The organism is Domibacillus sp. 8LH (genome assembly GCF_038806185.1).
In the GTDB taxonomy this organism is placed as follows: domain Bacteria; phylum Bacillota; class Bacilli; order Bacillales; family Domibacillaceae; genus Domibacillus; species Domibacillus indicus_A.
Genome location: NZ_JAVJNG010000018.1, coordinates 12,465 through 39,414, shown reverse-complemented (window position 1 = coordinate 39,414; position 26,950 = coordinate 12,465). Strand labels below are relative to the sequence as shown.

Sequence of the window (26,950 nt, the reverse complement as noted above, 5' to 3'; positions counted from 1 at the left end):
TCTTGCTTTCTTAAGATTACCGTCAGCAGTTGACAGCTTAGCATATATCTGTTTTTACCTTGACAAAGCAGGTAGATGATTGTAATATACATCCCGTGCGATGTATCGTGTTCGATGTATCGTACGGGATGATTTTCGGGAGGAAGATAGAAATGAGGGAAAGAGCTGAATTTATTCGTGAATCCATCGATTTTTTACATCGGTATATGATGAAAAGTATTCAAAAACATGCGGAGGAGCAGGGTGTCACCGTACCCCAGGCAAGGGTTATAGCCGAAGTATTGGTAAATGAAGCAATTAGTATCAAACAGCTGACGCAAAACTTAAGAATGACTCAAAGTACGGTTTCGGATATTGTTGAACGGCTTACGGCAAAAGGAATTCTCATGAAAACTCCTAATCCTAAAGATAAACGGTCGGTAAACATTACCCTGACTGAGGAAACCCTGAAAGAAATAAATGAGGGTGCGCCAGAACCTTTCAACCAGGCAGTGAGAGATGTATTAAATCTGTTAAAGCCAAATGAACAGGAGATCGTGGAGGAAGGAATGCGGTTATTCGTTTCAGCTGTTAAAGAAAAAATGGAAGCAGAAGGAATGGATCACTCAAAGTATTTTGATGTCCTGTTTTTCCCTCAAGATAACCCATGGGGAAATAAAGATTCCAAGTAAAACTAGGAGGAGATTAAAATAGCAAAGTATCTTTACAGGTTAGGACAATGGGCAGCCATACACCGGAAAAAAGTAGCTTTTAGCACGCTGGGAATTTTGCTTGTATTAGCGGCCCTTGCCTTGAACATGGGTTCCTCGTTTAACGAGGATCTGACGATTCCAAATACACCGGCAGACCGGGCAGGCAAAGTCATTAGTGAAGAGTTTAAGGAAGCAGGAAGCCAAGGGGCCAAAGTACAAGTCGTCTTTAAAGCGCCTGAAAATAAAACGCTGGAATCGGCAGAAGTACAACAAGTAATTACAGATACGTTAAATGAAATCAAAAAAGACCCGGATGTCGCTTCCGTAACAACACCGATGCAGCTTATGAGTATAAGCGAAGATAAGAAGGTCGGATATGGAGAAGTAACGTTCAAAGTCAAAGCTGAAGGGGTAACAGAGGATTCTAAAAACAATATTTTAGACCACATTAAAACAACAAGGGATGCAGGCATTCAAACGGAGGTAAGAGGGGATAACCTGACATTTTCCGAATCAGCGGCCCATTTTGCTGAGGCAGCTGGGATTGTGATTGCCTTTTTTGTACTGGCTGTTACCTTTGCATCGTTTATCGCAGCTGGACTGCCGATTCTTACGGCTGTTCTAGGATTAGGCATCGGGCTGATTGGGATCGTCATAGGAACCAATTTTATCGACATCCAGTCTGTTTCTATCTCTCTGGCTGCCATGCTGGGACTGGCAGTAGGAATCGATTATGCCTTATTTATCATGACACGGTTTAAAGAGCAGCTTGCCAAAGGATATTCTGTTCAGCAGTCGATTGCATTAGCCAATGGAACAGCTGGGAGCGCTGTGGTATTTGCAGGCATCACAGTTGTCATTGGGCTTTTAGGATTAGCTGTTGCACAGATTCCATTTTTAACTATGATGGGAATCTCTGCAGCCGTCAGCATTCTCACAGCTGTTTTAGTATCCATCATCGTGTTGCCGGCGATATTAGCCATGATTGGACATAAAATTGGACCGTCTAAGGAAAATAAATTTCTGCAAAAGCTTATGGGAATGGATAAGAAAAAAGAAGGCTCAAGTAAATGGGGAGAATTTGTTACAAAGCGGCCTTTAATGGTTTCCATCGTTGCGATTGCGCTCCTTGTAATCATTGCCGTTCCTATGTTCCATATGAATCTTGGGCTGCCTTCTGATGGGACAACGAAGTCAACAGAGACAACGGAAAGAAGAGCGTATGATTTGCTGACGGAAGCATATGGCGAAGGATCTAACGCCTCGTTGGTAGTAGCAGCAAAAGCAGAAGAAGCAGACAGCAAAACGCCACAGACAGTGAACGAGATTGCAAAAGAATTGAGCGAGCTGTCTGGTGTCAAAGGTGTAACCCCGGCTTTCCCTGGACCTTCTGGAGAATTATATGTTATGAATGTTATCCCAGAAACCGGGCCGGATGATACAAAGACCAAGGATTTGGTAAAAATCATTCGAGAAAAATCTGAGCAGACTGAAAAAGAAAACGGGATAGAACTGATGGTTACAGGCACGACAGCGATGAATAATGATATTGCACAAAAGCTAAATGATGCCCTGCCAGTATTCGCCTCACTCATCGTAGGGCTTGCTTATGTGCTCCTGGTTCTGGTATTTAGGTCTCTTTTAATCCCATTAAAAGCCGTATTAGGATTCCTGCTTTCTCTTGGTGCTACACTTGGATTTGTCGTATTTATCGTGCAGGATGGAAACTTGCTTGACCTCTTTGGTTTTCCGGCTTCAGGCCCGATCTTAGCGTTCCTGCCTGTTATCTTGATCGGAATCTTATTCGGGCTGGCAATGGATTACGAGATCTTCCTGGTCAGCAAAATGCGTGAAGTGTATGTTCATACAGGAGATCCCCGCAAAGCCATTTTAGATGGAATGCGCGACAGCGGCAGGGTCGTGACAGCAGCAGGATTGATCATGATGGCAGTATTCATTGGCTTTATGATGACGCCTGATGCGATGATTAAAGTAATGGGAATGGCCCTGGCGTTTGGTGTTCTCTTTGACGCGTTTGTTGTGAGAATGACCATCGTGCCTGCCGTGATGACGTTAATGGGGAAATCAGCTTGGTATTTGCCAAAATGGCTGGATAAAATTCTGCCAAACATCGACGTTGAGGGAGAAACTATTATGAACCATATTGAAAAGAAAAACGAGAGAGCTGTTTAAATAGAAAAGCAGAAGTAAACTCGTCATTAAGTTAAAAATCCGCTGTCCTTTATGGAATAGCGGATTTTTTATTTAAAGGGCGGAGTTGTATCCCTATTGAACAAAAGGTTACGAACAAACTTCCATTCAGGATACTGCGGATGCTGTCGCTTTTGCCGGCAAGTTGCACATATTTTAAGTGGTATTTGACATACGCGCAGAAAAGAAAAAGCAATCTTATACAGGAAAGATCGCTTGTTGTGTTACTCAGGATAATTAAATGAAGTTATTTCATTTATCATCTTCGGCGAGAACACCCCCACTTCAAGCTTGCTAAGTGGGGGATGAATCGTTGCTCTTTCAGTCATTCTTTTTCCTTGAACGCTCTATTACTAAAATGGTATAATTAGGTATAGAACAAATGTTCAAGGGATGAGGAAAATGATAAAAACCAAAAAAGATGAAAAACAGAACCTTCATTTTAAAGCCTTTCGGTTTAAAATCTATCCAAGTGACCAGCAAAAACAACTGATTAACCAAACGATCGGCTGCTGCCGGTTTGTCTACAATTATATATTAAATGAAAACATCAAGAGTTTCGAAAAAACAAAAAAACGGTATACAGAAACAGCCGCTAAAAAGCTTCTCCCTGGGCTAAAAGAAAAATTCAAATGGTTGTCTAGTCCTGACAGTATTGCTCTTCAGGCAAGCATCGAATATCAGTACGAAGGATTCAAAAAATATAAGGATCAGCCAAAAAAAGAATTAAAAAAACGAGCCGCTAAAAAATGTGCAGAAGGCTATACGCCAACGGTGTATGACTTTAAGGGCCATCCGACATTCAAGAGCAAGAAAAAACCGGTCCAAAGTTACACAACCAAAATGACAAATAACAATATTAAAATCGTGGACAATCGCATTCAGCTGCCGAAACTCGGCTGGATTCGTTTTTCCAAGTCCCGAAACATCGAAGGCAACATTAAGCGTGTCACCGTGCGCCGCAGCAGTACCGGCCGGTATTCTATTTCGGTCATTTGCGAGATGCCTTATTCCCCGTACAAACCAAGCACCAACGATGCCGTTGGCATTGACCTGGGATTAAAAGAGTTTGCCGTGCTTTCCAACGGTGAATCCATTGCCAACCCGAAATACTATCAAAAACACGAAAAGCGATTAGCCTTTCTTCAGCGTGCGTTTGCACGTAAAAAAGAAGGTTCGAAATCGTGGAAAAAAAATAAAGTCCAGATTGCTAAACTGCACGAAAAAATCAAACACACAAGAGAAGATTTTCTTCACAAGCTGACGACCAAGCTCGTTCATGAAAACCAAGTGATCGCAGTGGAGAATTTGTCAGTGAAGAATCTCGTCCAAAACAATAAACTAAGCAAAGAGATTCACGATGCGTCATGGTCGAGGTTCAACGAAATGCTCGCTTACAAAGCTAAGTGGTACGGACGGACGATCATAAAAGTCGATCCGTTCTTCCCATCAAGCCAGCTCTGTTCCGGGTGTGGCCACCAGCATAAGGATGTAAAGAGTCTCGCTGTCCGGGTGTGGGAGTGTCCTTCCTGCGGCGTACGTCACGACCGGGACCTGAATGCGAGCCTGAATATTAAAAAAGAAGCCCTTCGGCTTCTTTCACTTCAGTCTATTTAAGATTGGTCATAAAACCGTTGGAATACGGGGTTAGCCTGATTACTGGGGGTCGAAGATCCTCTTGCCCAGGAATCCCCCACTTTAACCGTCAGGTAAGTGGGCGGTAGTTCAAAACATCATTTTCTTTTTAAATTCTGGATCGGAAGAAAGGTCTTTACGCTTATCGTAATATAAAAGGGTGCTTATTTCTTCCTGTGGCATGGCGGAAATATGTTTAGAAGTTACTTTAAAAATAAGATTTTGATCTTCTAGTTTTTCACAAAATCTCCGGTGCATTCCATTACGAATTTTGGCCGTAATAATCATGTTTGGAATCGAATTTAAAAACCCTCGGAAGGTCTCATCATCCATTCCTTTGTCCAGCAATTCTGAAGAAAGTTCATCGCACCAATTCAGAAGATCAATCAGTTCTCGTATGTTAGATGCTGCAAGATATTTTTCCCAAAACTCGTTAACGTGTATCTCAATTGTTTTATTGTTCATAGAATCAGCAGATTAAGTAAAAATCTGCTTTCCTCCTTTTGTAAAAGTATTGGTGTAAATGTAAGACGCTATTATATGTCCATTTATTTCTTAAGTATATGTCGTTGAAAAAATAAAAATACTTACTTTTTAGGACAAATTGCGTACTGCTGGTTATTATTTCTGAAGAAAAGGTCGTGAACACTGCAAACATTACAATAAGTGACATGATTATGGCGGAATCTATAGTACTAATTCCTATAGTATTTATCGTTCATAATGACTAAATCTTTAATAGTAAACTATATGGTAATTGGGGAAATGCCAATAATAGTGTAAAGGGAATCGGCTAGGCGTCGGAGCTATCCGCCATTTTTAAGTGCCTTTATCCTTTTTCATCAACAGTTTCGGTATCCGATTATTATCTATTTGGCTACAAAAAAACGAGACAATGTGCAAAAAATCATAAAGAGGGAACAGCAGGTTGTTCACCAGTAGATCCATTAAATAAGAACAAGTCAAAAAGCAGTGATGCTGATATCACTGCTTTTTGACTTGTTTAGTTGGGGAATACAATACATTTCCTAATTAATTGTATATTTCATTTTAAGGAGAAAGGAAAAGGAAACCGATGGATCATACGAAAGATCATACAGACCCTCGAATTCTTCGTACGCGGCTGTTAATTAAAGAGGCTTTTGTGGATTTGCTGCAGGAAATGGATGTCGAGAAAATGTCTGTCAGCCGTATAGCGGAGCGTGCTACGATTAGCCGCGTTACGTTTTATCTGCATTACCGTGATATACCGGATATGTTAGAGAAGATGGCGGATGCTATGATTGAAGACATTCAAAATGTCATAAACGGTCAGCCAGTGAATGAGGACTCTCTCAAAAATACGGATTGGCTGAGACTCGAGAAGCTGCTTGAACATATTGCTCAGCATTCTAGCTTTTATAAGGTTACTTTGGCTTCAAGGAAGGCTCCAATCTTTACTGAGCGCTTGTTAACAATGCTCACGGAAATTATTACTGAAAGATTCGAACATAAAGGAAGGAATTTTTTCATTGATAAAGCAGGAATTCAAAAAGATATTGCAATTTGGCATAGATCTTCAGCTTTGATTGGTACGATCGTATCCTGGCTGCGAAACGATATGCCGTACACACCGCATTTTCTCGCAAAACAGTTTTACTTGCTTACTTCTTATAATCAAGATAAAAATCCTTTATGAGTGATCAGTAAGTTTCCTGGCATCTGCCGGCGAGAAGAAAAAAGATCTTTTTAAATAATGATTGCTTTAGTTGCATGAAAATAAGGCAAAGGGCCAAAACTAAACCGTATTCCTATTGTTATAAATCACAATTGAAGGTGCGGCTTGAAAACGGGCCCTCTTTTACAACTAGCCGTACGATCGTTAAGCAGAGCCTGTATAATAAAGCAAATGTTACTCGGCAATTCCAGTCATACGGGCCAATTGCACCGACCTTGGTTAAGTAGTTGACCATCGACACTATTAAATTTCAAAATTGACTTAGAAAAAAACTTATTAAAAGATATGGTGGATGTTCTTGTTAAACTAAACAGGATAGGACGGATTAATAAGGCTTTTCCTATTAATTGATTTCCTGTAATATGTTTTTAAATATACTGAAAATAGATGCATGCTTCGGGGGATAATAAAAATGGAAAATGAGTTAAAAATTCTTGGGGAAACAATAGTAGAAACCAAATACGATATTGCTAAAAAGGTCCATGAAATTAGATTATCTGAAGCTGCTGAGGCACAAAAACACCTCATTTCTCAGCTGGAAGAGCAACAAGCGATAGATATTAGAGCCAATTTTGTGTCTCTTTTTGGGGAAGCTCTTATAAGAGGTGTGGATAAAGAAAAAGCATATGCGGATATAGAAAAATGGGGAAAAGAAACAGGGGAATTTATACACAGTTTAGGTGTGCCGTTAGACGAGGCGCTTAAAGATACAGCTTATTATCGTGCTTTTATAAGCGAAGTCATAGAGGAAGCAGCAGTAAAACACAACATGTCGGTGAAAACAGTGTTTGCATCTGCCCGGGTAATTGACCCGCTCCTTGATCATGCTGTTTATTGCTTTAGTTTGACCTATATCCATTTTTATAAGGAAAGCCTTGAAAATGCGAAAACGGCATTTATAGAGTTATCAGTTCCAGTTGTCCCTCTTTCAAAAGGTATAGCCGTTTTGCCTTTGATTGGCAATATAGATACAGAAAGAGCTGGACTGTTGATGGAAGAAACATTAAAAGCAGCCAAGAAGCTAAACTTAACGCATTTGATACTTGATTTATCTGGTGTACTAATGGTTGATACAATGGTAGCAGACCAAATTTTTAAAGTAATTGATGCATTAAAACTGCTTGGTGTTCAGACGATTCTTACAGGAATTCGGCCTGAAATTGCACAAACAGTCGTAAGTCTTGGTTTAGATTTCAGCAAACAAGTAACCTGGGCAAATCTCCACCAAGCTTTGGCTGATATTCATTTGTTCCATAAATAATTTGTGTATTGCTGACTAGAGTAGATTTACAACACCTTTTCTTTCGTGCGTATACAAATATATTTGTATATATGTATGTGAAGGTTAGGGGGGTATAAATCTTCGCTTAGCCACAACTGGTTGGAAAAGAAACGTTCAGCCAAGAAAGAATACAATCGATTTTGCTTGATACCGATTGATCACCGTTTAATGAAATAAATAAGAACCCCAGTTATATTGTTTTAAGTATCAATGGATGCAGGGAAAACGGGAAAAGCTCATGATGATCTTGTCATCATGAGCTTTTCTCTTGTTTCATTATTGGTCAATAGTGGACCGGAACCATTACTGTTTCTACAAGGATCCAGGTAATACGCCTATATCTTAGACAGCCACTTCAATCATAATTGCATCACCCTGGCCGCTTCCCGAACAGATGGCTGCGATGCCAATCCCGCCGCCGCGACGTTTCAGTTCATATGCCAGAGTCAAAATAATCCGGGCTCCGCTCGCACCGATTGGATGCCCGAATGCAACCGCGCCGCCATTTACGTTTACCTTTTCGGGATTCACTCCAGCTATTTTATTGCTCGCGAGCGCTACAGCAGCGAATGCTTCATTGATTTCAAAAAGGTCAATATCTTCGACTGATTTGCCTGTTTTCTTTAATAGTTCATTAATCACCAGGCCGGGTGTCTGTGGAAACCTTTCAGCTTCAACCGCTACTTCTGCATGGGCAATGATCGTGGCCAAAACGTTTTTCCCTTCTTTTTCAGCACGTTCCTCACTCATTAAAACGAGTGCAGCCGCTCCGTCGTTCACCCCCGGGGCATTTCCTGCGGTAATCGTACCTTCTTTGCCAAAGGCAGGCCGCAGCTTGGCCAGAACGTCTTTTGTCGTGTCATGACGCGGAGCTTCGTCTGTATCAATGATGAGCGGATTTCCTTTTCGCTGGGGAACCTCAACCGCAACAATTTCTTCGGCGATAGTTCCATTTGCGATCGCAGCTACCGCCCGCTCATGGCTGCGCACGGCCCATGCATCCTGGTCTTCGCGGGATAACTCCAACTGGTCAGCTGTTGTGTTTCCATATGTGCCCATGTGGACCCCGGTAAAGCTGCAAGAAAGACCGTCGTGAATCATTAAGTCAACCATAGGCGTATCGCCCATACGTGCACCAAACCGTGCTTTGAAAACGGCATAAGGCGCATTCGACATAGATTCCATGCCTCCAGCGAGGATGATGTCTTCCTCACCCAGGCGGATAATTTGGTCCCCAAGCGTTACACTGCGAAGACCTGAAGCACACACTTTATTGATTGTTTCTGTTTTCACATCCCAGGGGATTCCAGCTTCCCGTGCAGCCTGGCGGGAAGGGATCTGTCCTTGTCCAGCTTGTAAAACGTTACCGAAAATAACTTCATCGACATCTTCCGGTTTTACGCCTGCCCGTCTCAAAGCTTCTTTCATTGCAATACCGCCAAGTTCTGTCGCTTTCAAGGAAGAAAGAGAACCGCCGAATTTGCCTATAGGTGTCCGCGCACCGTCGATGATTACTGTTTTTGTCATCTTATTGCACCTCCGAAAGAGAAGAGGAAACGGTAAAGGAAGCCTCAGTTTTCTCTTTCACTTCTTCTACTGTAATGCCGCTGGCTGTTTCGATCAGAACCATGCCTTCGGGTGTAAAATCAAAAACGGCAAGATCGGTAATCAGGCGGTGTACCACTTTTTGGCCGGTAAGGGGGAGGGAGCATTCTTTTTTAATTTTGGATTCACCATGCTTACTCATATGCTCCATAATCACGACGACCCGCTTTGCGCCATTAACAAGATCCATGGCACCGCCCATTCCTTTCACCATTTTGCCTGGAATCATCCAGTTGGCCAGATCCCCATTTTGGGACACTTCCATTCCACCGAGAATGGCAAGGTCAATATGGCCTCCGCGGATCATGGCAAAGGATTCAGCACTGTCGAAAAAAGAGGAGCCTGGAACAGTCGTAATGGTTTCTTTTCCTGCATTGATCAAGTCCGCGTCTTCCTCGCCTGCAAGCGGGTAAGGGCCAATGCCAAGCAATCCGTTTTCCGACTGCAGCAGTACGTGAGTATTGTCCGGTATTTCGTTGGCAACCAGGGTCGGCATGCCAATGCCCAGGTTGACGTTCATACCGTCTTTTATTTCCTGTACGGCTCTTTTTACAATAGCTGAACGTGTATCTTTCATGTTTATTCACTCCTTTTCTCCAGTTATAAGTGGACAACCGTCCGCCGCTCAATTCGTTTTTCGTAGCCTGTGCCGAGGAGGAGGCGCTGGACGTAAATGCCCGGTGTATGAATTTCATCAGGATCCAGCTCACCGGCCTCCACAATTTCCTCTACTTCAGCGATGGTAATTTTCCCAGCCATCGCAGCCAAGGGGTTGAAATTGCGGGACGTTTTCCGGTAAACAAGATTGCCCAGCGTATCTGCTTTCCAGGCTTTTACAAGCGCAAAGTCTCCGACAATTCCCCGTTCCAGCAGATAAGTTTTTCCGTCAAATTCCTTCGTTTCTTTGCCTTCGGCGACCGGTGTTCCAATGCCTGTGGCTGTATAAAATCCAGGAATGCCAGCTCCGCCTGCTCTCATCCGCTCTGCAAGTGTTCCCTGTGGTGTCAGCTCTACTTCCAGTTCCCCGCTTAAATACTGCTGTTCAAAGATTTTATTTTCACCTACATAAGAGGAAACCATTTTTTTAATCTGCCTGTTTGCCAAAAGAAGACCCAGCCCCCAGTCATCCACACCGCAATTGTTGCTGACAACGGTTAAATTCTTTGTGCCTTGTTCTTTTAAAGCTTGAATGGAGCATTCGGGAATCCCGCATAATCCGAAGCCGCCGACAATTAATGTGGAGCCGTCCTGAATGTCTGAAACCGCTTTCGAAAAAGAAGTGAATAGCTTGCTGGACTTCATGGTTTTTGCCTCCTTTAATGTGAATATTCTGTTACTTAATAATGTACAGGAGAAACATTTATAAGTAAAATACATAAAAAGAATAAATAATATGAATATAACGAATAAATGAGGGGATATGAATGGAATTACATGATTTGAAATTATTTATGGAAGTGGCGGATCATCAGAGCTTTACCAAGGCAGCCGCTCATTCCTATCTTTCACAGCCTTCCTTCAGCAAAGCGGTCAAAAAAATAGAAGAAGAACTGAATATAGAGCTGTTTGACCGTTCTACCCGCCATGTGCGGCTCACTGATGCCGGCCGGATTGTGTATGAACAGGCACAAAAAGCAGCCGCTTCCTTAGCTGAAATCCCTGTGTTACTGGATGACTTAATGAACGTGATAGCCGGTGAGATTAAAATTGGCATTCCGCCGCTGATTGGCACCTTGTTTTTTCCTGGTATTGCCCGAAGAATTCAGGAAAAGTATCCGAATGTATCGCTCCAGTTGACGGAACGCGGTGCAAAGCTGATTGGCCAGCTTGTTGAAACCGGGCAGGTGGACCTCGGCATTGTTGTACTGCCAGCTGACACGTCGGCGTTCCATGTGTATCCATTTATTACGGATGAGTTTGTCCTGTACGTACATAAAAATCATCCTCTGGCCGGACGGAATGCCGTTCGTATCAGCGAATTAAAAGATGAACAGTTTATTCTTTTTTCAGAAGAGTTTACGCTGCATGACTATATTAAAAAGGTTTGTATCAATGCAGGGTTTACGCCGGAGGTTTCTTATCAGAGTTCACAGTGGGACTTAATCCTTGAGCTTGTTTCTTCCGAGTTTGGCATTACGCTGCTTCCGAAATCGATTTACCATAAGCAGAATAACCCCAACATTCATATTGTTCCTTTAAGCGGACCCGCTGTGCCTTGGAATCTTGGAATGATTACGAAAAAAGGGGCATACCATTCCTTTGCATTAAGAGAAGTATTAAAAATCCTGAAGAAGGAAAAGAGTTAGTGAGTTTGATTAATATATATGTGCTGGATATATAACATATTAACTGCTTTGTTTGTTGAATATTTTTAATGAAAAAGGGAATAAAACCAACATAATTGTATTCTTTTAATAAAAGACCAGGCGGAGGAATTCATTTAAAACGGATTATGTAAGATAAGTAGACTCGCCCACTCATTTTCATTTATTACCTTTAGGAGGGGAAGAATAAAATGGCAGAAAGAACACCACTAGCTGCAGTTAAAGAATTTTATGGTGATAAATTTAAAATTACGGAACTTTGGAATTCGGGGGAAGATGAATCTAAGGAAGGGGACTACACCTATCTTCTAGTGGATCAAACTGAAGAAGTTCACCTTGTAACGGTTCTTAAATTATCGGATGATAACTATAAACTCGAGAAAGAACAAACCAGAAAATACTCAAAGGCAGACGTTTTCGAATCAATGGTAGGACTGGTTAAAACGATAAGAAACGGACTTAATACATCAGAGAAATATGCAATCTAGAATTTTTCCAAACATAAATACCCCATCCATTAAAATGGATGGGGTATTCGTATTGGGTTAATGAAAATAATTATTTTCGCAGCCACAATCCGTTTTTTTGTGTCAAAAATCCTTAAGCAGCATAAAATGCCGATTAGAAAGCCAGGATGCAATACATTTCATGAAATGAAAAAGAAGGGGGGAAATGATCATAAAAACTAAAAAATGTTCGTGGCTGAGTTATACAGCATTCATTCTAGTTATATTATTAGCTGCTTTGTCAGTAGTATATGCTTTTGTTCCAGCACCCTTTGATCTGACATTGCCTTTTTATATAGGCATCTCAATAGTCGTTATCTTGAGTTTGATCGCCTTGCGTAAAAAACATGAGAAGAAGATTCTCGCTGTTTGCAACCTCATTTTAGCTTTCCTTGTGCTTGGTTTAAAAGGTTTTTTCTCTTTAATAGATCATATTTCGTATTTTGTGTTGTAATAAATATAGCAGTTCGAAGAATATTGTAAGCGATTTAAAACTAGTGAATACACAACCAAAAACAAGCTGTCATCTTAGAAAATTAAAGGGAGATAGATATAGAAGCAAGACGATGAACATGTATGCAAGGGTGTTGGTGCCGAGTCGCTTTTCTATTTCTACGCAGCTGCCTGCACTGCCATGAAGCTTTATTGCCTACAAAAGCCTTCTATATGAATCTGAACTCAGCACGGAACCCCTTAGCCAAATTAGGAATTTGCAAAATAGATAAAACTAAAAAAATAGAGCAGAGTTACCTTTTTCATAGGCTGCCCTGCTCTATTTTTCTATGAAAGAGAAATAGCTCGGTTTTGTTGAATTACTAAAATTTGTATCTTACAAAATGCTTGTTTGCAAATAAGATCTGTTACTAGCAGGAGTTGGGCTCTTACATAATGAAAGTACGCATAAATAAGTTGAATAAAGGAACGTATGTGCTATAATAGAACTAATGTTTCTGTTTTTATTTGTTAACTATCTATTTTAAATAACCGCATTAAAGGAAATACTCATAGATGTTAACGATGACACCTTTGCTTTTCATGTAAAGGGGTTACGTTTTTACGCGAGGTGATTAGTGATGGGTAAACCAAAGATCTGGACAGAAGAAGAGGATCAATTTTTAAAAGAAAATCTTTGCAAAATGACGCCTGAAGCCATTGGACAGTGTTTAGGCGGACGCAGCAAAGAGTCTGTGAATAAGCGAGTCATGAGGTTAAAGCTTCGCACCGGGGAAACGCGCCAGCGAAAGCCGTGGTGTGCTGAAGAAGACTCATTTCTTATAAAAAATCTAAACAATATGAAGAACGTGGAAATTGCTGAGCAGCTTGGCAGGCCTGTAAACTCTGTTTCTACTCGTCTTAAAGTTCTGAAGCTGCAAAGAGAAAATCCGCTGCGCAGATGGACGGCAGAGGAAGATGATTACATGATCGAGCGGTATGGGAAACAGCCCATTTCGTTTATTGCCAAAAAACTGAATAGAACAACGGGAGCGGTGGAAGGAAGATTGAACCGCCTTGGTATTTACGGTGGCAGGTCTAATAATGGTGATCTCACAACGTATCATTTGGCTGAAGCGCTCAAAGTGGACATTCATACTGTTTACAATTGGATTCAGAAATATGGCATGCCTTGCTACCAGGCAACTGTTAAAACACGTGTGTTTACGATGATCGAAGTGAGGGAGTTTTGGAAATGGGCGGAAGAAAACAAAGAGCGGATCAACTGGTGCCGCGTTTCTAAAAATACCTTGGTTCCTGAGCCGGAATGGGTCCAGCAGCAAAGGCACTACGACTTCATTCATCGCCCCCAAAAAGAAAACCACAGCTGGACTGCTGAAGAAGACGCAAAGATTTGGCACATGTATTATTCGCAAAGGTATACACAAAAACAAATAGGAGAAATCATGGCCCGCTCTGCAAGAAGTATTCAGAGCCGTTTGGATCGATTGAGAAGGACGAAAAAAGCGAGCTAGTCGAAAGGAAGGCAGGTATAGACCTTGTGGCATATTTGGGGCTTTTCATTTGATTAAGCCTCTTGAATATAAAAACTGAAAAGAAATTGCCTGGAAAGCTCTAAATTTTTAGAACAGGAATGAAATAAAGGTTTATACTGAGAAGGCAGTATTACATTTAATTTTAGTATAAGAGGTGAAGAATATGAAACTTATTGCTATTGATTTGGATGGCACTTTGCTATCCCCGGGAATGGAGATTACGAAAGAAAATATTGAGGCACTGCGAAAAGCACAGAGCCAGGGGAATATTGTAATGATCTGCTCCGGCCGCGCACCAGAAGATATTCAACAAATCCTTAAAAAATACGAGATTTCATGCCCGTTGGCAGGAAGCAACGGAACGGTTGTTCAAGTCAATGAAAGTGTTTTGGAAAGTATTTCGCTGGACAGAAAAGATATTATAAAGATTGCAGAGAAATTAGATGAGGATAGAGTTCCATATCGGGTCTATACTAACCATGGGATTTATGTACCTGCAGACTGGTCGGAACGAGTAGCGTTTGCTGTGAAAAAGGATAGGATTGAAATCGAAGGTCTCCCGGATGAAATTTATCAAAGGATTACTGAACAACCACAGAAGTCTAGTCTTATTAAATATTTTAATAAGTATAATGAATTGTTTAATGAGGAAGAATTAACAGTTCAAAAATTCTTTGTACTGACTTTAAATAGCACCACTAAAAGAGCGTTAAGTGCTTATCTAGGGGGGATTTCCAGCATTGTCATCACCTCCTCAGGCCCTTTGAATATCGAAGTAATGGACCAAAACGGAAACAAAGGAAATGCTCTGAAAAGAGTGGCTGAATATTATGGTATTCCTCTCGATAATACCGTGGCCATTGGAGACAACTTTAACGATGTTCCAATGCTTGAATTGGCCGGTCTCTCAATTGCAATGGGCAACGCAGATCCTCTAGTAAAAGAGATGTGTGATACGGTTACTGATTCAAACGATAAAAACGGTGTGGCCCATGCAATAGATCGATACATATTGAGTGAGTAAAAATCTCTGATCATCTACCATTGAATAAAAATGAGCGCCGCATTCTTCTTCAAAATCTTCAATTTAGTGGGGGATAGGCGCTAAGGTCTTTATTCTCTTTGTTCTTCTATATATTTTTTTATCACATCGATTGTGGCTCCACCTGTCGTTAAAATCATATAGCTTCGGCTCCAAAAATAGCACTTCTAGTAAAATGGAAACAGTTCCAGGAGACTCTTATGTATCAGAATAAATAGAGATGATTATTGGAATGGAACCATAGAAGATATTACACAGCCCCAAAGAAGTAAACCGATGTTTTACGAGGTAAAGGAGTTTATTGAATTCATTCAGGCAGGGAAGGGGTTTAAAGCAAACATGGCGGGCAATTCGCATCCGTGTTTGCTTTTGTATACCCGAAACAAACAATTTGACCGTTCAAATGAAGTATAATACAGTATTATCAATCTTTATTGCATTTGAAGTAAGGGATCAGCCGAAGGAGGTATAAAACATGCGCGTTACGATTAAAGATATTGCAGCCGTTTGCGGCGTTTCTGCCGGTACTGTGGATAGAGCGCTTAATAACCGGACAGGCATTAGTGAAAAAACAAGAAACAAAGTATTGAAGGCAGCGAAAGAAATGAATTATCAGCCGGATTTTACTGCTAGAAGCCTTGTTATGGGCAGGACGATGACACTTGGCGTTGTATTATTTGATTTATACAATCGCTCATTCGCCCAGCTGATGAATGCTATTGAACAGAAATCAAGGGAACTTGGTTATTTTGTTTATATTACACTCACGGATAAAGATCCTGAAAATGAGCGGATGTGCATTGAATATTTAATCAACCGTAAAGTGGACGGAATCATTTTATTCACAGTGAATCAAGGGGAAGAGTTTGACAATTATTTAAGCAGGTTTCACACACCGATTGTGACCATTTTTAATTTTATATCAAACAATTGGGAATATATTGGGATTCGTGAGCGGCTAGCGATGAAAGAAGCGGTCAACTACATTGCATCAAAAGATTATAAACGTTTTGTTTATGTAAGTCCTCCACTTGCATATGCGGGCAAAACCAACATTTACACACAGGAAGAGCGCTTCATTGGATTTTTAGAAGGGATTAAATTGAATAACGCTCCCGAACCCCTCGTATTAAAAGACTCAGATTATTTAAACAAGCTGCAAGCCTACGCGTTTGATCCAGCTGCAAAAACAGCTATTGTCTGCTCTACAGATTTGTATGCACTGGAAGTAATGAATTTGTTAAAAGAAAGAAATATTGCAATTCCAGAACAGGCAGGCGTTATGGGGTTTGATGATATTGATATGCTAAAGTACATTTCACCGCGCCTAACGACGGTCAAATTTCCAATTGTACAAATTGGAGAAAAAGCGGTTGAAAGTATTGTGAATAAAATAGAGAAAGGTGCCTATATATCTATACCACTTTTAGATCACGAGATTATTAGAGGGGAATCGATATAATTTAATTGAATATTTGAAAAAAAGGTTGATCCTATAATTCAGGGGTGATAAAATTTAATTTATCAACATTGTTGCTAGTTCTAATGTAAGCGCTATCTTTAAAAGTCTTTTTATGTAGAATCGTGTACGTCACGAATAATAGGGTTATCTATTGGGATTTTCGTGTACGTACACGAAAAGCAAGATTATCTTAGTGGGATTTTCGTGTACGTACACGGAAAAGGGTCAGCGACAGTGTTGATAAATGTTTTGTTTTGAATTTAATCAAGCAAAGGGGAGAAGGGAATGAAAAAAAGCAGCTTGTACGTCATGCTCTTTAGTATGTTGTTTGTCATTCTGGCAGCATGTGGAAAAGGCGGCGGCGGTGGCTCAGAAAATGCTGAGGGAGCGGACAAGACAGCAGTAATTGGCAGTGATGCAAAAGATGCGACTGAGTTAAAGTTTTGGACTTTCCAAGAAGTTCACATCAAATTTTATGAAGATGCCGTAAAAAGATGGAACAAGGAATTCCCGGATCGCCCGATTAAGTTGAAGGCAGAAGCGTATCCGTATGACAATATGCATAATAACTTGCTTTTAGCTTTGCAGTCAGGTACAGGAGCGCCAGATATTGTTGATATAGAGCTAGGGCGCTTTCCGAACTATTTAAAAGGTGAACCACAGCTTCTTCCAATGAATGAATATGTAGAGCCTGTTCGTGATAAATTCATTGAATCCCGATTTGATATTTATTCAAAAGACGGAAAAAACTATGGTCTGCCAACTCATGTAGGAGCGACAGTAGCATACTACAATAAAGAAATCATGGATAAAGCCGGCGTTGATATTGATTCAATTATCACTTGGGAAGATTACGTAGCAGCAGGAAAAAAAGTTGCCGAAAATACCGACGCAAAAATGGTAGCTTTTGAAAGTGCAGACTGGTGGTCTTACTGGCCTCTTATTAAACAACAAGGCTCCGACTTTTTTGATGAAAATGGTAAAGCAACAATCGCAAGTGAAACAAATATAAAGACATTAGAAGCAATGCAAAAATTAATTTATGAAGATAAAAGTGCTGAGCTTGCTCCGGGAGGAGAGTATCATGCAGAAGAGTTTTACGGTTACATGAATGGCGGCGGAGCTGCTTCTATCTTAATGCCGATGTGGTATATGAGCCGTTTTACAGATTATATGCCCGATTTAAAAGGTAAAATGGTCATTCGCCCAATGCCGAAATGGACAGAAGACGGTAATCGTTCTGCAGGTGCAGGCGGCACAGGTACTGCTGTAACCAATCAAACAAAACATCCTGAATTAGCAAAAGAGTTTTTGGCTTATGCAAAGTTATCTGAAGAAGGAAATATTGCTTTGTGGAAGGTTTTGGGATTTGATCCGCCGATGTGGACAGTTTGGGACAAGCCGGAAATCCGTGAAGACAATAAATACTATGAATATTTTGGAGATGATATTTTCGATACGCTTCTCAGTGTAAAAGATGAAATCGACTCTATTAACATGAACGAAAAAATTCCTGATGCCCAGGAGCAATTGTTCACAAACGTATTTAACAACGTTCTTCGTTCTCAGTCTCAAACTGCCGAGGAAGCACTTAAACAAGCTGAAGAAGCGGTTGAAAGTAAATAAAATAAGGCAAAAAGGGAAGGCGGCATGCCTTCCTTCTTATCTAAAATGATGAATACAGAAAGGAGTAAATTATGATTGAACGGGCTGTAGTGAAGCAAGACGTCGGTAAACCGAAGCGGTCGATAAAAGGTTTCTTTTTATCAAAACAAGTTGTTCCATACGTGTTTGTAGCCCCTTTTGTTCTTTCGTTTTTATTGCTTTTCCTTTATCCGCTTATCAGTGGTGTCATTCTCAGTTTCCAGTCTGTTCTTCCCGGACAAACAACCTTTATTGGTTTAAGCAATTATGAAAGAATTTTCAACCCTACTTTTTTTAAAGCACTTTCTAATACAACTATATATGTTGTGTTAACAACGTCGATCTTGACCATTATTCCAATTATTTTAGCTGTATTGTTAAATTCAAAATTCACTCGTTTTGCTGACTTGTTTAGAGCAGCTATCTTTATTCCGGCTTTAACATCGACAATTGTGGCTGGGGTTATTTTTAGGCTTATGTTTGGTGAATCGGAAGATGGTCTGGCAAACACTGTGATTGCGTTTTTTGGAATGGATCCGGTGGATTGGAAATTTGGAGCTGTATCAGGAATGTTCTTGATGGTTCTTTTATGCTCATGGAAATGGATGGGAGTTAATATCCTTTACTTCATGGCGGGTTTAGCGAATGTGCCAAAGGAATTATATGAAGCAGCAGATATGGATGGTGCTGGTGTGTATCATAAATTTCGCCATATTACTTTGCCGCTCTTAAAGCCGATCACTATTTATGTCATCACTATTTCTATTATTCACGGATTTCGGATGTACGAAGAATCCTATGTTTTCTGGCAGGATAGTTCACCGGGGAACATTGGGTTAACAATCGTTGGTTATATTTATCAGCAAGGCTTCCGAATGAACGATATGGGGTTTGGTGCCGCGATTGGTGTGGTTTTAATGCTGATTATCTTCATTATTAGCATTATTCAGCTTGTAGCATTTGGTACTTTTAAGAAAGGAGAATAAACAGATGAATTCTAAAGAAAAACTTTGGACCATCGGGGTAACCTCCCTCATTGCTATTATAGCAATTTTAGCTGTTTTTCCTTTATTTTCTCTTTTAATTTCTTCATTAAGACCGTCATCGGATTTAATGAGAAGCGGGATTACCCTATCAATCCCGTTTGAGAAGCTAAACCTGAATAACTATACGTATATATTTTCAGAAGCAGGAAACTACTGGGATTGGTATATAAACAGTTTAATCATTTCTGCATTCACGATTGTCCTCTGTTTGTTTTTTTCGTCTATGGTCGGTTATGCTCTCGCTGTTTATGAATTTAAAGGAAACCGCTTTATTTTCATTCTTGTATTGCTAATCTTGATGATTCCTTTTGAAATTCTCATGCTGCCGCTTTATCAATTTATGATTAAAATACAAATGGTTGATACCTATTTGGCAGTTATTTTGCCTATGATAGTGGCGCCTGTAGCCGTGTTCTTTTTTAGACAGTATGCGTCTGGTCTTCCAAAAGATTTAATGGAATCGGCGCGTATGGATGGGTGTACAGAATACGGAATCTTCTTTCGTATCATGGCACCACTGATGCTGCCATCTTTTGCCGCTATGGCTATTTTGCAAGGGCTTTCAAGCTGGAACAATTTCTTATGGCCGCTAGTTGTGCTCAGGTCTAACTCGATGTTTACACTTCCTGTTGGATTGGCGACGCTTTTGACGCCGTATGGAAACAATTATGATGTTTTGATTGCTGGATCTGTTATGACAGTTCTTCCGGTTATTATTTTGTTCCTATTCTTCCAGCGTTTCTTTATTGAAGGATTAACGGTAGGTGGAGTGAAAGGATAATGAAATTCTATTAACAAAGCTATTTTTTGAAGGACGGTCTTCTCCTTGAGAAAAAAGAAATTTGTACGAAGATGGCTTTAAACTTGTGCGTAAGGGATAAGTTTTTGCAAACATACAGCCAATCCGGCACGCTCTTTCTCATCAGGCGGACTTAAAAAATCCATATCAGAAAGAAGGAAAGTGGTAAAAGACAGGAGGATCAACAATGAAACCCAATGCATTTATGGAGAAGCTTGTAACCGTTTTTTCCTGGATGGCTAAGCTTGCTTATGTTCATTTTCTTTGGATGCTTTTTAGTGCTGCTGGCCTTATTATCTTCGGTTTTTTTCCGGCGACAGCAGCTTTAATGACGATCTGTAAAAGATGGCTTGATGGTGAAGAAAGTGTGCCAATATTCGGGGTATTTTGGGCTTCTTATCGTTCATCCTTTTTTACTTCTAACCAGATAGGGCTTGTTTATATGGCAGCCGCACTCGTTTTATATGTAAACTTTTTAGTTATTCAAGAAAATGGAGCTGGCCTTCCCATAATTGCGGCATTTTATCTAGCTGTATTTTTCTTAGTTATTACAGGCACCCATCTACTGCCGCTCTATATAGCGGGGAAGGGATCGTTTCTTCATGTATGGAAAACAGCTTTCATCATGAGTATCGTGAACCTGCCTATTTCGATCGCGGTGCTTGTTAGCCAATCAGCAATTTACTATCTGCTTTTTTCTTATCCTTCCGCAGCGCTTTTCTTTCTTAGCAGTACACTGGCCATTATTCAGCTTTGGCTTGTACAGCATTCATTCAATCGAGTGGAAAGAAAAGCAAAAGCATTACGGGCAAAAAAGTCTGCTCCAGCTGTCCAGGAAACATATACTGCGTGAATCCGGAAATTACGGATTCCCTTATTAAAAAACGTGTACGTACACGAAAAAGGAGAAAATAATGATGACACAAAAAGCGAAGATGACAATTGATAAAGAATTTGTAATTGGCCAAATCGATGAGCGTATTTATGGTTCATTTATTGAACATTTAGGGCGTGCTGTTTATGAAGGAATTTACGAGCCGGATCATCCTTCTGCTGATGAGCAAGGATTTCGCACAGATGTAATAGAGCTTGTGAAGGAGTTAAAGGTGCCGCTTGTCCGCTATCCGGGAGGCAATTTTGTCTCAGGCTATAATTGGGAAGATGGGGTGGGACCTATCTCAGAACGCCCGCGTAAATTAGAGCTGGCGTGGCGTGCAACAGAGCCGAATGTAATTGGTACAAATGAGTTTATGGACTGGGCAAAAAAAATTAATGCTGAAGTGAACATGGCAGTTAACTTAGGTACGAGAGGCATTGATGCAGCCCGCAATCTTGTGGAATATTGTAATCATCCTTCCGGTTCATATTGGAGTGACATGCGAATCTCTCACGGCTACAAAGAACCCCACAATATTAAGACGTGGTGTCTCGGGAACGAAATGGATGGTCCGTGGCAAATCGGCCATAAAACAGCTCACGAATACGGACGCCTTGCTGCTGAAACAGCCAAAGCAATGAAATGGGTGGATCCTTCAATCGAGTTGGTTGCCTGCGGAAGTTCAAACCGGCATATGCCGACGTTTGCGGAATGGGAAGCAACAGTACTAGAGCATACGTATGATCACGTGGAATTTATCTCGCTGCATACGTATTATGGAAACAAGGATGAGGACTTAGCAAATTATTTAGCGCAATCAATGGATATGGATCAATTTATTTATTCCGTTATTTCCATTGCTGACTACATTAAAGCGAAAAAGCGCAGCAACAAAACAATTAATCTATCATTTGATGAGTGGAATGTTTGGTTCCATTCAAGAGAAGCTGATAAACAGCTTGAACCGTGGGCAGTAGCCCCTCCGCAGCTTGAAGACATTTATACATTCGAAGACGCCTTGCTGGTCGGAAGTATGCTCATTTCTCTATTGCGCCGTGCAGACCGTGTAAAAATTGCCTGCCTTGCTCAGCTTGTCAATGTCATTGCACCGATTATGACTGAAAAAGGCGGGGAAGCCTGGAAACAGCCAATTTTCTATCCATACATGCATGCATCTGTATTTGGACGTGGAACAGCACTGCAAGCCATTGTGTCATCGCCAAAATATGATTGCAAAGATTTCACGGACGTTCCATACCTTGACACAATTTCTGTTTATAACGAGGATGATGAAACGCTGACCATATTTGCGGTAAATCGTCATCAGGAAGAATCGCTCAGCTTAAGCGGCGAAGTAAGAAGTTTTGAAGGATATACAGTAAAAGAACATATTGTTCTAGAAAATAACGATATGAAAGCGACGAACCAGCATAACCATTCCAATGTAGTTCCTCATAATAATGGAGATGCAAAAGTAGATAACGGCCAATTATCCGCCCAACTGCCGAAATTATCCTGGAATGTTATTCGCCTCGCAAAAGCACAAAAATAAAAAATAAAAGCAGCTGAGTGCTAAAAGACGATGAGGAATGAATGATAAAATGTCCGAACGGGAAAGTTTGGGTAAAGCTATCCAATCTTTAGATATGGAATGAGAATGAGTTCAAAAAGAAGCGCCACTAACAAACAGAGTTAGTGGCGCTTTAAGTATTCGAACATTCACAAAGAAGCTTGTATTTCCTATTCTAGGATGCCTGTTACGCGAAACGATAGTAAATCAGCAGGAATGTTGAAAGAACAAACAAAAAGTTAAGGAAAACAAAGATAAACTGATCCAGTTTTGTTTTATGCAACTTGATAGGCGGGTTGTAAAAAGATACACCTTCGATAATGAAAATAATCAAGATCACATGAATCATAAAATGGCCGATAATTTCTGTAAAGCCGAACAGCATCGTTGTCATAATGAAAATAACGGTAACAACGAGCCCAACAACCCGGTTTAAAATACCGACGACAAGCAGATAGCCGACAATGAATTCAATAAAAGCAGCCATAACGATAAACATAGCCGGATCAAATCCGAACGTTGGCACGTGGTGAGCTGAAACGATATCAAGTGTCATTGTCGGATACACCCATTTTTCAACCGCAACCCAGCATAAAGAAAGCCCAGTTCCCAAATACAAAAGAGGGAAGCCTTTTTCTTCAAATCGTGTTTTTCCGATAAGCAATACAGCAATAATAGCAAGGTAAAACCCATAATCAAGCATATGAAAAATACCGTTGTGTACAGTGACATAACTAAATAATCCTAACAGAATGACAGCACCTACTTTTGTGGCCGCATGGTGGGGGATGCAAAGAAAGATAATCACGGCCCATACAAAAACGGCTGTGGCCGTTTGTTCAATATGAAACTCGGGAGCGAAAATTGTTCCGTTTATCACTTGTATGATTAAAGCAGCCGCAGTGCCGTATTTCAGTAAATACCGTGAGTATTTTCGAAAGCCAGATAACGTCTCATCCCATTTTTGAATAATCGTCCAATTTGTTGTTTTAGGAATCACAAGGGTTAATAAGCCAAGCAATACAGCAATTACAATTGCCAAGGTTAAAAAGAAGGGAGACAAAATATGCTCAATCGTTTCTTTTTGTGGCTCTAATTTTGTGAACCATTTCACATGAGCTTCTGTAAAAAGAGGCGTCATGGCGACAGCAGCTGCGAGCAAGAAAGCAATTATTTTTTTCATTGGAACATTCTCCTCGTATCTATAGTGAATATATAGTTAATATACAACAGAACAGCCTATTGGCAATATATCAATCGTGACATTTATGTGAATTCATTCACAATATGGCTTTAAATTTTTTAATCGAGGGAAAATAATTTGGATTGCTTCGCCGACAGGCCCGCGACTGTTGTTAACATTAAAAAATAAGTAATCAAAAAACATTTAATCCAGCAGATTGAACAAAAATTAGCGCCGCATTCCCCTTCAACATCCTCGATGTGGTGGGGGAAGCGCTAATTTTTGTTCGAAATAAGGGATGCTTCATCAAAATTCTTGATTTAGGTGGAGAGGTTCACCAGGACCAAATGGCTTCATATAAAAATTGCCGTTTCTTGTTTGTGTTATTTGGCCAGTTTTACCAGCCAGTCTTTGAAATCAACTAATCGCAAATGTTTAGGTGCCTGATCTGTTCCTGCGATAATCAAAGGAACGACAGAATCTGCTTTATGCAAGGAGCCGTGCGCTGCTGTTCCTGCATGATTCGGACTGTTTTTTTCAACAAATTCATAACCCGGTTTGGCATCAATAATGATATACCGGCCTTCGTGTGAGCGAAGGGCTCCATCTAATCTTGCAAGGGCATCCGGGTAGTCACCATAGCTGATTTCATTTTGTTCATTAATAGATAAATCTAAAAGGGCAGGATCTCCGTTCAGCGTCCAGGATTGTCCGTAAGAATCTGTGTATGGGCCGTCAGGGGAAAAAGTAAAAGGCGTATCGGATTTTGACGACACTACATAACCCGTCTCTCCCTTTTTCCAGGCAATAAAGCCAATCCTGGAATCGGCTTTTAACCTTGCTGAAATATCAGAAATCTTAATCGTTTCATCCTGCAGATAAACGTACGCCATGCGCTCATTAACAGCTAAAGCAATTTCCTTGTTAGACGGCTGATCCGGTGTCCAAAGAGTATATTGATCCAATAATATGGTTAAATCAATCAGCGCCTTGCTGCGATCATTTATAACAGCAGATTGCGCACTGTCTCCATGTACAATCCAGGTCATCTTTTGAATCGCTTCCTCCCATGATGGATAGGCATTCAAAATCATCTGCAGCTGCTTATCCACTTCTTCAATACCTTTCTGTTCCATTGGTCCGTTTTTGTGAATATCGCGGTCCAGATCGGGGAAGTAGGCCAGCGTAAAAGGCGGCAGCTGATTTTTTTGGATAAAGTATTTCAGTTCATTTGCCGTAAAGTAATCGTTTACGCCAGCACCTTTCCATATATGATTAGACCAATCATTTTCCTGGTTGTATTGTGTCAAGCTTCCTATGGACAGAAGAGAAGGACCGTTTACCTCTACATTGCGTGGCAGCAGATTCATGCCGGTGAAAAGTTTTGGAATGTGTAAGCGATGAACTTGATTACCACGATAGATCAGTCCGTTAATGGAAGCAGACTGGATTTCGCTTCTTGCCAGCTCTTCATAAATGGTGGGAACATACCGGCTTAGATGTGCCTTGTTTAAGTGAATTAAACTGTCTGTTAATATTTGCTTTGCGCCAATATCTAAAAATTCGATTTTTCCAGGACCGTAATTAATGACTCGGTTTTCGTCCTTTTTGAGCCAGACAAGGCCAGGAACTTTATGATCATTGGCGTATGTACCCGTTAACAAGGTACTATCGATGGTGACGGACATGGTAGGGTAAGAACTGACCACGTCAGAATAGTATTGGCCATGTTTTATTAAGAATTCAAATGCAGGTGCTTTTCCTTCTTTTATTGCTTTTTGTAGGGGCTGATCCATCAGTGAGTCAATGACGAATACGACTACAGGCTTGGAAGATGCCTTGGTCGAAACGTTAACTAGATCTTTTCTGGACGTTATCAGCAAATACCGGCTCAGGCCGGTGATCATGAATATGAAAAGAATAACCGGTAAGACAATTTTAAGCATCATGACTTCACCCTTTTCTTTACATTGTGATTAGTATGGATAGAAAGAGAAAAGTGAATACATAATTGAAAAATTAAAAAGCTTTTAAATATGGCTTGTTTGGAGGTGACATATAAGCTGATCTGTTTTAGTTTAACTTTTAGTATCCAGCTTGGTTTTATTTTGTCTTATACGGTTTGGTTTATGATCGGATAATTCATGAAGTTTTTTAAAAGACTATTTTAATTTTGTTGATATGGAGTGTCATTTTTGCCAGCACTGGATCCTATGACTATAGATAAACTATGGGAAACGATAACCGATTTGAGAAACAGACATATTATTTGGTTAATGCCTATAACGTTGCTAACTGTGAAGGATACTCTTACACTATAAGTAGAATAAGCAATTTTAAGGATGGTTAAGGATGCCGAAAACAATAGTGGAAAAATTGAACCTAAAAAAATATGAAAAAGCAGCAGTATTAAACTTGCCAGATGGAGCAGATTATTTAACAGAGTTACACAATTATGACACCGACCTAGCCAATAGCAAATATGACCTTATCTTTGCCTTTGTGTTAGATATGGAGTCTTTAAAATCAACTGTAAATAAGGTGATTGAAGAAAATTATTTAAATAAAAGCGGCTACATATTCTTGGCTTATCCAAAAAAGGGGAATAAAGTGTATCCAACATTTATTCATCGAGACGAGCTAATGAATGGACTGGGAGCAGGAGAAAATGGCTACCTTGGGACCAGTAACATTAAATTTGTACGTATGGTTGGGTTAGATGACGTGTTTACGGTTGTCGGTCTGAAAGAAGAATCCCGTAACACAAAGAATACTTCTACAAAAGCCAGTCAATGCGTAGACGATTATATCGAAATGATTCCACATGTGGAAAAGGATTTGCAGGATACTCCGGAGTTACTTGCTTTTTTTCAGTCACTCACTCCAGGATACCGTAAAGATTGGGCTCGTTATGTGTATAGTGCTAAACAGGAGGCCACCAAAGCAAAGCGGCGCGAGGAAATGAAAATGATACTTGGAGCGGGTTACAAGAGCCGGGATCTCTATCGCAGAAATAAATCTTAACAATCATCTTATACCTTATTTCACGTATCCGATAATTCATTTATACTTTAAATGCCAGATATCAAAAAGGAGACTGCCCCCAAGTCGTTATCAATGACTTGGGGACAGTCTCTATTTTTTCGGAGATCATATTACAGAGTAAAAATCCAAGGTATTCTCTTATGATCATCGCGGTCATCCCGGCGGTGTCTGCGGTCGTGGTCGCGGTCATCCCGGCGGTGTCTGCGGTCGTGGTCGCGATCATCTCTGCGGTCTCTGTCATCATCGCGGTCATCCCGGCGGTGTCTGCGGTCGTGGTCGCGATCATCTCTGCGGTCTCTGTCATCATCGCGGTCATCCCGGC

24 protein-coding genes and 1 pseudogene are annotated in these 26,950 nt (G+C 40.6%); 18 read left to right on the top strand and 7 right to left on the bottom strand.

Translation table 11 applies throughout. The features are described 5' to 3' along the window. Window positions 1-152: 152 nt before the first annotated feature. From RG959_RS17450 to tnpB, 3 genes are all read left to right on the top strand, one after another. Window positions 153-671 carry a MarR family winged helix-turn-helix transcriptional regulator gene (locus RG959_RS17450; protein WP_342798202.1) on the top strand — a complete coding sequence of 173 codons (519 nt, stop codon included), beginning with the start codon at window positions 153-155 and terminating at the stop codon, window positions 669-671. Between the two features lie 18 nt (window positions 672-689). Next, window positions 690-2,885, top strand: a complete 2,196-nt coding sequence (locus RG959_RS17445) for an MMPL family transporter (RefSeq protein ID WP_483298903.1) — start codon at window positions 690-692, stop codon at window positions 2,883-2,885. Between the two features lie 420 nt (window positions 2,886-3,305). Continuing rightward, window positions 3,306-4,520 (top strand): IS200/IS605 family element RNA-guided endonuclease TnpB, encoded by a 1,215-nt coding sequence (tnpB, locus tag RG959_RS17440; protein ID WP_342798200.1) that lies wholly within the window; start codon window positions 3,306-3,308, stop codon window positions 4,518-4,520. Window positions 4,521-4,628: 108 nt separating this feature from the next. On the opposite strand, the gene RG959_RS17435 is transcribed toward tnpB, so the two are convergent. After that, window positions 4,629-5,003: a hypothetical protein gene (locus tag RG959_RS17435; protein ID WP_342798199.1), complete on the bottom strand. Its 375-nt coding sequence runs from the start codon at window positions 5,001-5,003 to the stop codon at window positions 4,629-4,631. Window positions 5,004-5,613: 610 nt separating this feature from the next. Between RG959_RS17435 and RG959_RS17430 the strand changes: the two genes are divergently transcribed. Together RG959_RS17430 and RG959_RS17425 are read left to right on the top strand one after the other, a co-directional pair. Beyond that, window positions 5,614-6,216, top strand: a complete 603-nt coding sequence (locus RG959_RS17430) for a TetR/AcrR family transcriptional regulator (protein ID WP_342798198.1) — start codon at window positions 5,614-5,616, stop codon at window positions 6,214-6,216. Between the two features lie 451 nt (window positions 6,217-6,667). Beyond that, window positions 6,668-7,516 (top strand): STAS domain-containing protein, encoded by an 849-nt coding sequence (locus RG959_RS17425; RefSeq protein ID WP_342798197.1) that lies wholly within the window; start codon window positions 6,668-6,670, stop codon window positions 7,514-7,516. 363 nt (window positions 7,517-7,879) lie between these two features. Here RG959_RS17425 and RG959_RS17420 read toward each other — a convergent pair whose 3' ends face one another. From RG959_RS17420 to RG959_RS17410, 3 genes are read right to left on the bottom strand one after another with little or no spacing between them, the layout of a single operon-like run. Then, window positions 7,880-9,064, bottom strand: coding sequence for an acetyl-CoA C-acetyltransferase (locus RG959_RS17420; protein ID WP_342798196.1), 1,185 nt, complete (start codon window positions 9,062-9,064; stop codon window positions 7,880-7,882). 1 nt (window position 9,065) lies between these two features. Further along, entirely contained in the window at window positions 9,066-9,719 is a 654-nt protein-coding gene (locus RG959_RS17415) for a CoA transferase subunit B (protein WP_342798195.1), read from the bottom strand. Window positions 9,720-9,742: 23 nt separating this feature from the next. Beyond that, window positions 9,743-10,444, bottom strand: coding sequence for a CoA transferase subunit A (locus tag RG959_RS17410; protein WP_342798194.1), 702 nt, complete (start codon window positions 10,442-10,444; stop codon window positions 9,743-9,745). A 122-nt stretch (window positions 10,445-10,566) separates the two neighbouring features. On the opposite strand from RG959_RS17410, the gene RG959_RS17405 reads away from it, so the two are divergent. From RG959_RS17405 to RG959_RS17385, 5 genes are all read left to right on the top strand, one after another. Then, window positions 10,567-11,448 (top strand): LysR family transcriptional regulator, encoded by an 882-nt coding sequence (locus RG959_RS17405; RefSeq protein WP_342798193.1) that lies wholly within the window; start codon window positions 10,567-10,569, stop codon window positions 11,446-11,448. Between the two features lie 209 nt (window positions 11,449-11,657). Beyond that, entirely contained in the window at window positions 11,658-11,954 is a 297-nt protein-coding gene (locus RG959_RS17400; protein WP_251273406.1) for a hypothetical protein, read from the top strand. A gap of 184 nt (window positions 11,955-12,138) precedes the next feature. Beyond that, window positions 12,139-12,426, top strand: coding sequence for a hypothetical protein (locus RG959_RS17395; protein WP_342798192.1), 288 nt, complete (start codon window positions 12,139-12,141; stop codon window positions 12,424-12,426). Between the two features lie 619 nt (window positions 12,427-13,045). Next, complete coding sequence (locus tag RG959_RS17390) at window positions 13,046-13,939, top strand: sigma-70 family RNA polymerase sigma factor (RefSeq protein ID WP_342798191.1); 894 nt, start codon at window positions 13,046-13,048, stop codon at window positions 13,937-13,939. 184 nt (window positions 13,940-14,123) lie between these two features. Continuing rightward, the gene (locus RG959_RS17385; RefSeq protein ID WP_342798190.1) at window positions 14,124-14,984 is read left to right on the top strand and encodes a Cof-type HAD-IIB family hydrolase; all 861 of its coding nucleotides are present in this window, start codon (window positions 14,124-14,126) and stop codon (window positions 14,982-14,984) included. 89 nt (window positions 14,985-15,073) lie between these two features. On the opposite strand, the pseudogene RG959_RS17380 reads toward RG959_RS17385, so the two are convergent. Beyond that, window positions 15,074-15,163, bottom strand: a pseudogene (locus RG959_RS17380) (transposase); the annotation flags it as partial. 314 nt (window positions 15,164-15,477) lie between these two features. Here RG959_RS17380 and RG959_RS17375 point away from each other — a divergent pair. The 6 genes from RG959_RS17375 (at window position 15,478) to arfA (ending at window position 22,382) form a co-directional block, all read left to right on the top strand. After that, entirely contained in the window at window positions 15,478-16,464 is a 987-nt protein-coding gene (locus RG959_RS17375) for a LacI family DNA-binding transcriptional regulator (RefSeq protein ID WP_342798189.1), read from the top strand. A 285-nt stretch (window positions 16,465-16,749) separates the two neighbouring features. Continuing rightward, a complete protein-coding gene (locus RG959_RS17370; RefSeq protein WP_342798188.1) occupies window positions 16,750-18,090 on the top strand; it encodes an ABC transporter substrate-binding protein in 1,341 nt (446 codons plus the stop codon). A gap of 71 nt (window positions 18,091-18,161) precedes the next feature. Beyond that, window positions 18,162-19,094, top strand: coding sequence for a carbohydrate ABC transporter permease (locus RG959_RS17365; RefSeq protein WP_315690704.1), 933 nt, complete (start codon window positions 18,162-18,164; stop codon window positions 19,092-19,094). 4 nt (window positions 19,095-19,098) lie between these two features. Further along, the gene (locus tag RG959_RS17360) at window positions 19,099-19,935 is read left to right on the top strand and encodes a carbohydrate ABC transporter permease (RefSeq protein WP_251273414.1); all 837 of its coding nucleotides are present in this window, start codon (window positions 19,099-19,101) and stop codon (window positions 19,933-19,935) included. A gap of 205 nt (window positions 19,936-20,140) precedes the next feature. Further along, complete coding sequence (locus RG959_RS17355) at window positions 20,141-20,806, top strand: YesL family protein (protein ID WP_342798187.1); 666 nt, start codon at window positions 20,141-20,143, stop codon at window positions 20,804-20,806. A gap of 61 nt (window positions 20,807-20,867) precedes the next feature. Then, window positions 20,868-22,382: an arabinosylfuranosidase ArfA gene (gene arfA, locus RG959_RS17350; RefSeq protein ID WP_342798186.1), complete on the top strand. Its 1,515-nt coding sequence runs from the start codon at window positions 20,868-20,870 to the stop codon at window positions 22,380-22,382. 205 nt (window positions 22,383-22,587) lie between these two features. Here the strand turns inward: arfA and RG959_RS17345 are convergent, their stop codons facing one another. Further along, window positions 22,588-23,583, bottom strand: a complete 996-nt coding sequence (locus RG959_RS17345; protein ID WP_342798185.1) for a hypothetical protein — start codon at window positions 23,581-23,583, stop codon at window positions 22,588-22,590. A 383-nt stretch (window positions 23,584-23,966) separates the two neighbouring features. After that, window positions 23,967-25,529 (bottom strand): alkaline phosphatase family protein, encoded by a 1,563-nt coding sequence (locus tag RG959_RS17340; RefSeq protein ID WP_342798184.1) that lies wholly within the window; start codon window positions 25,527-25,529, stop codon window positions 23,967-23,969. Window positions 25,530-25,935: 406 nt separating this feature from the next. On the opposite strand from RG959_RS17340, the gene RG959_RS17335 reads away from it, so the two are divergent. Together RG959_RS17335 and RG959_RS17330 are read left to right on the top strand one after the other, a co-directional pair. Then, window positions 25,936-26,607, top strand: coding sequence for a YdeI/OmpD-associated family protein (locus tag RG959_RS17335; RefSeq protein WP_342798183.1), 672 nt, complete (start codon window positions 25,936-25,938; stop codon window positions 26,605-26,607). Between the two features lie 161 nt (window positions 26,608-26,768). After that, window positions 26,769-26,950 (top strand): hypothetical protein (locus RG959_RS17330; protein ID WP_342798182.1); only part of this gene is annotated, 182 nt, incomplete at its 3' end.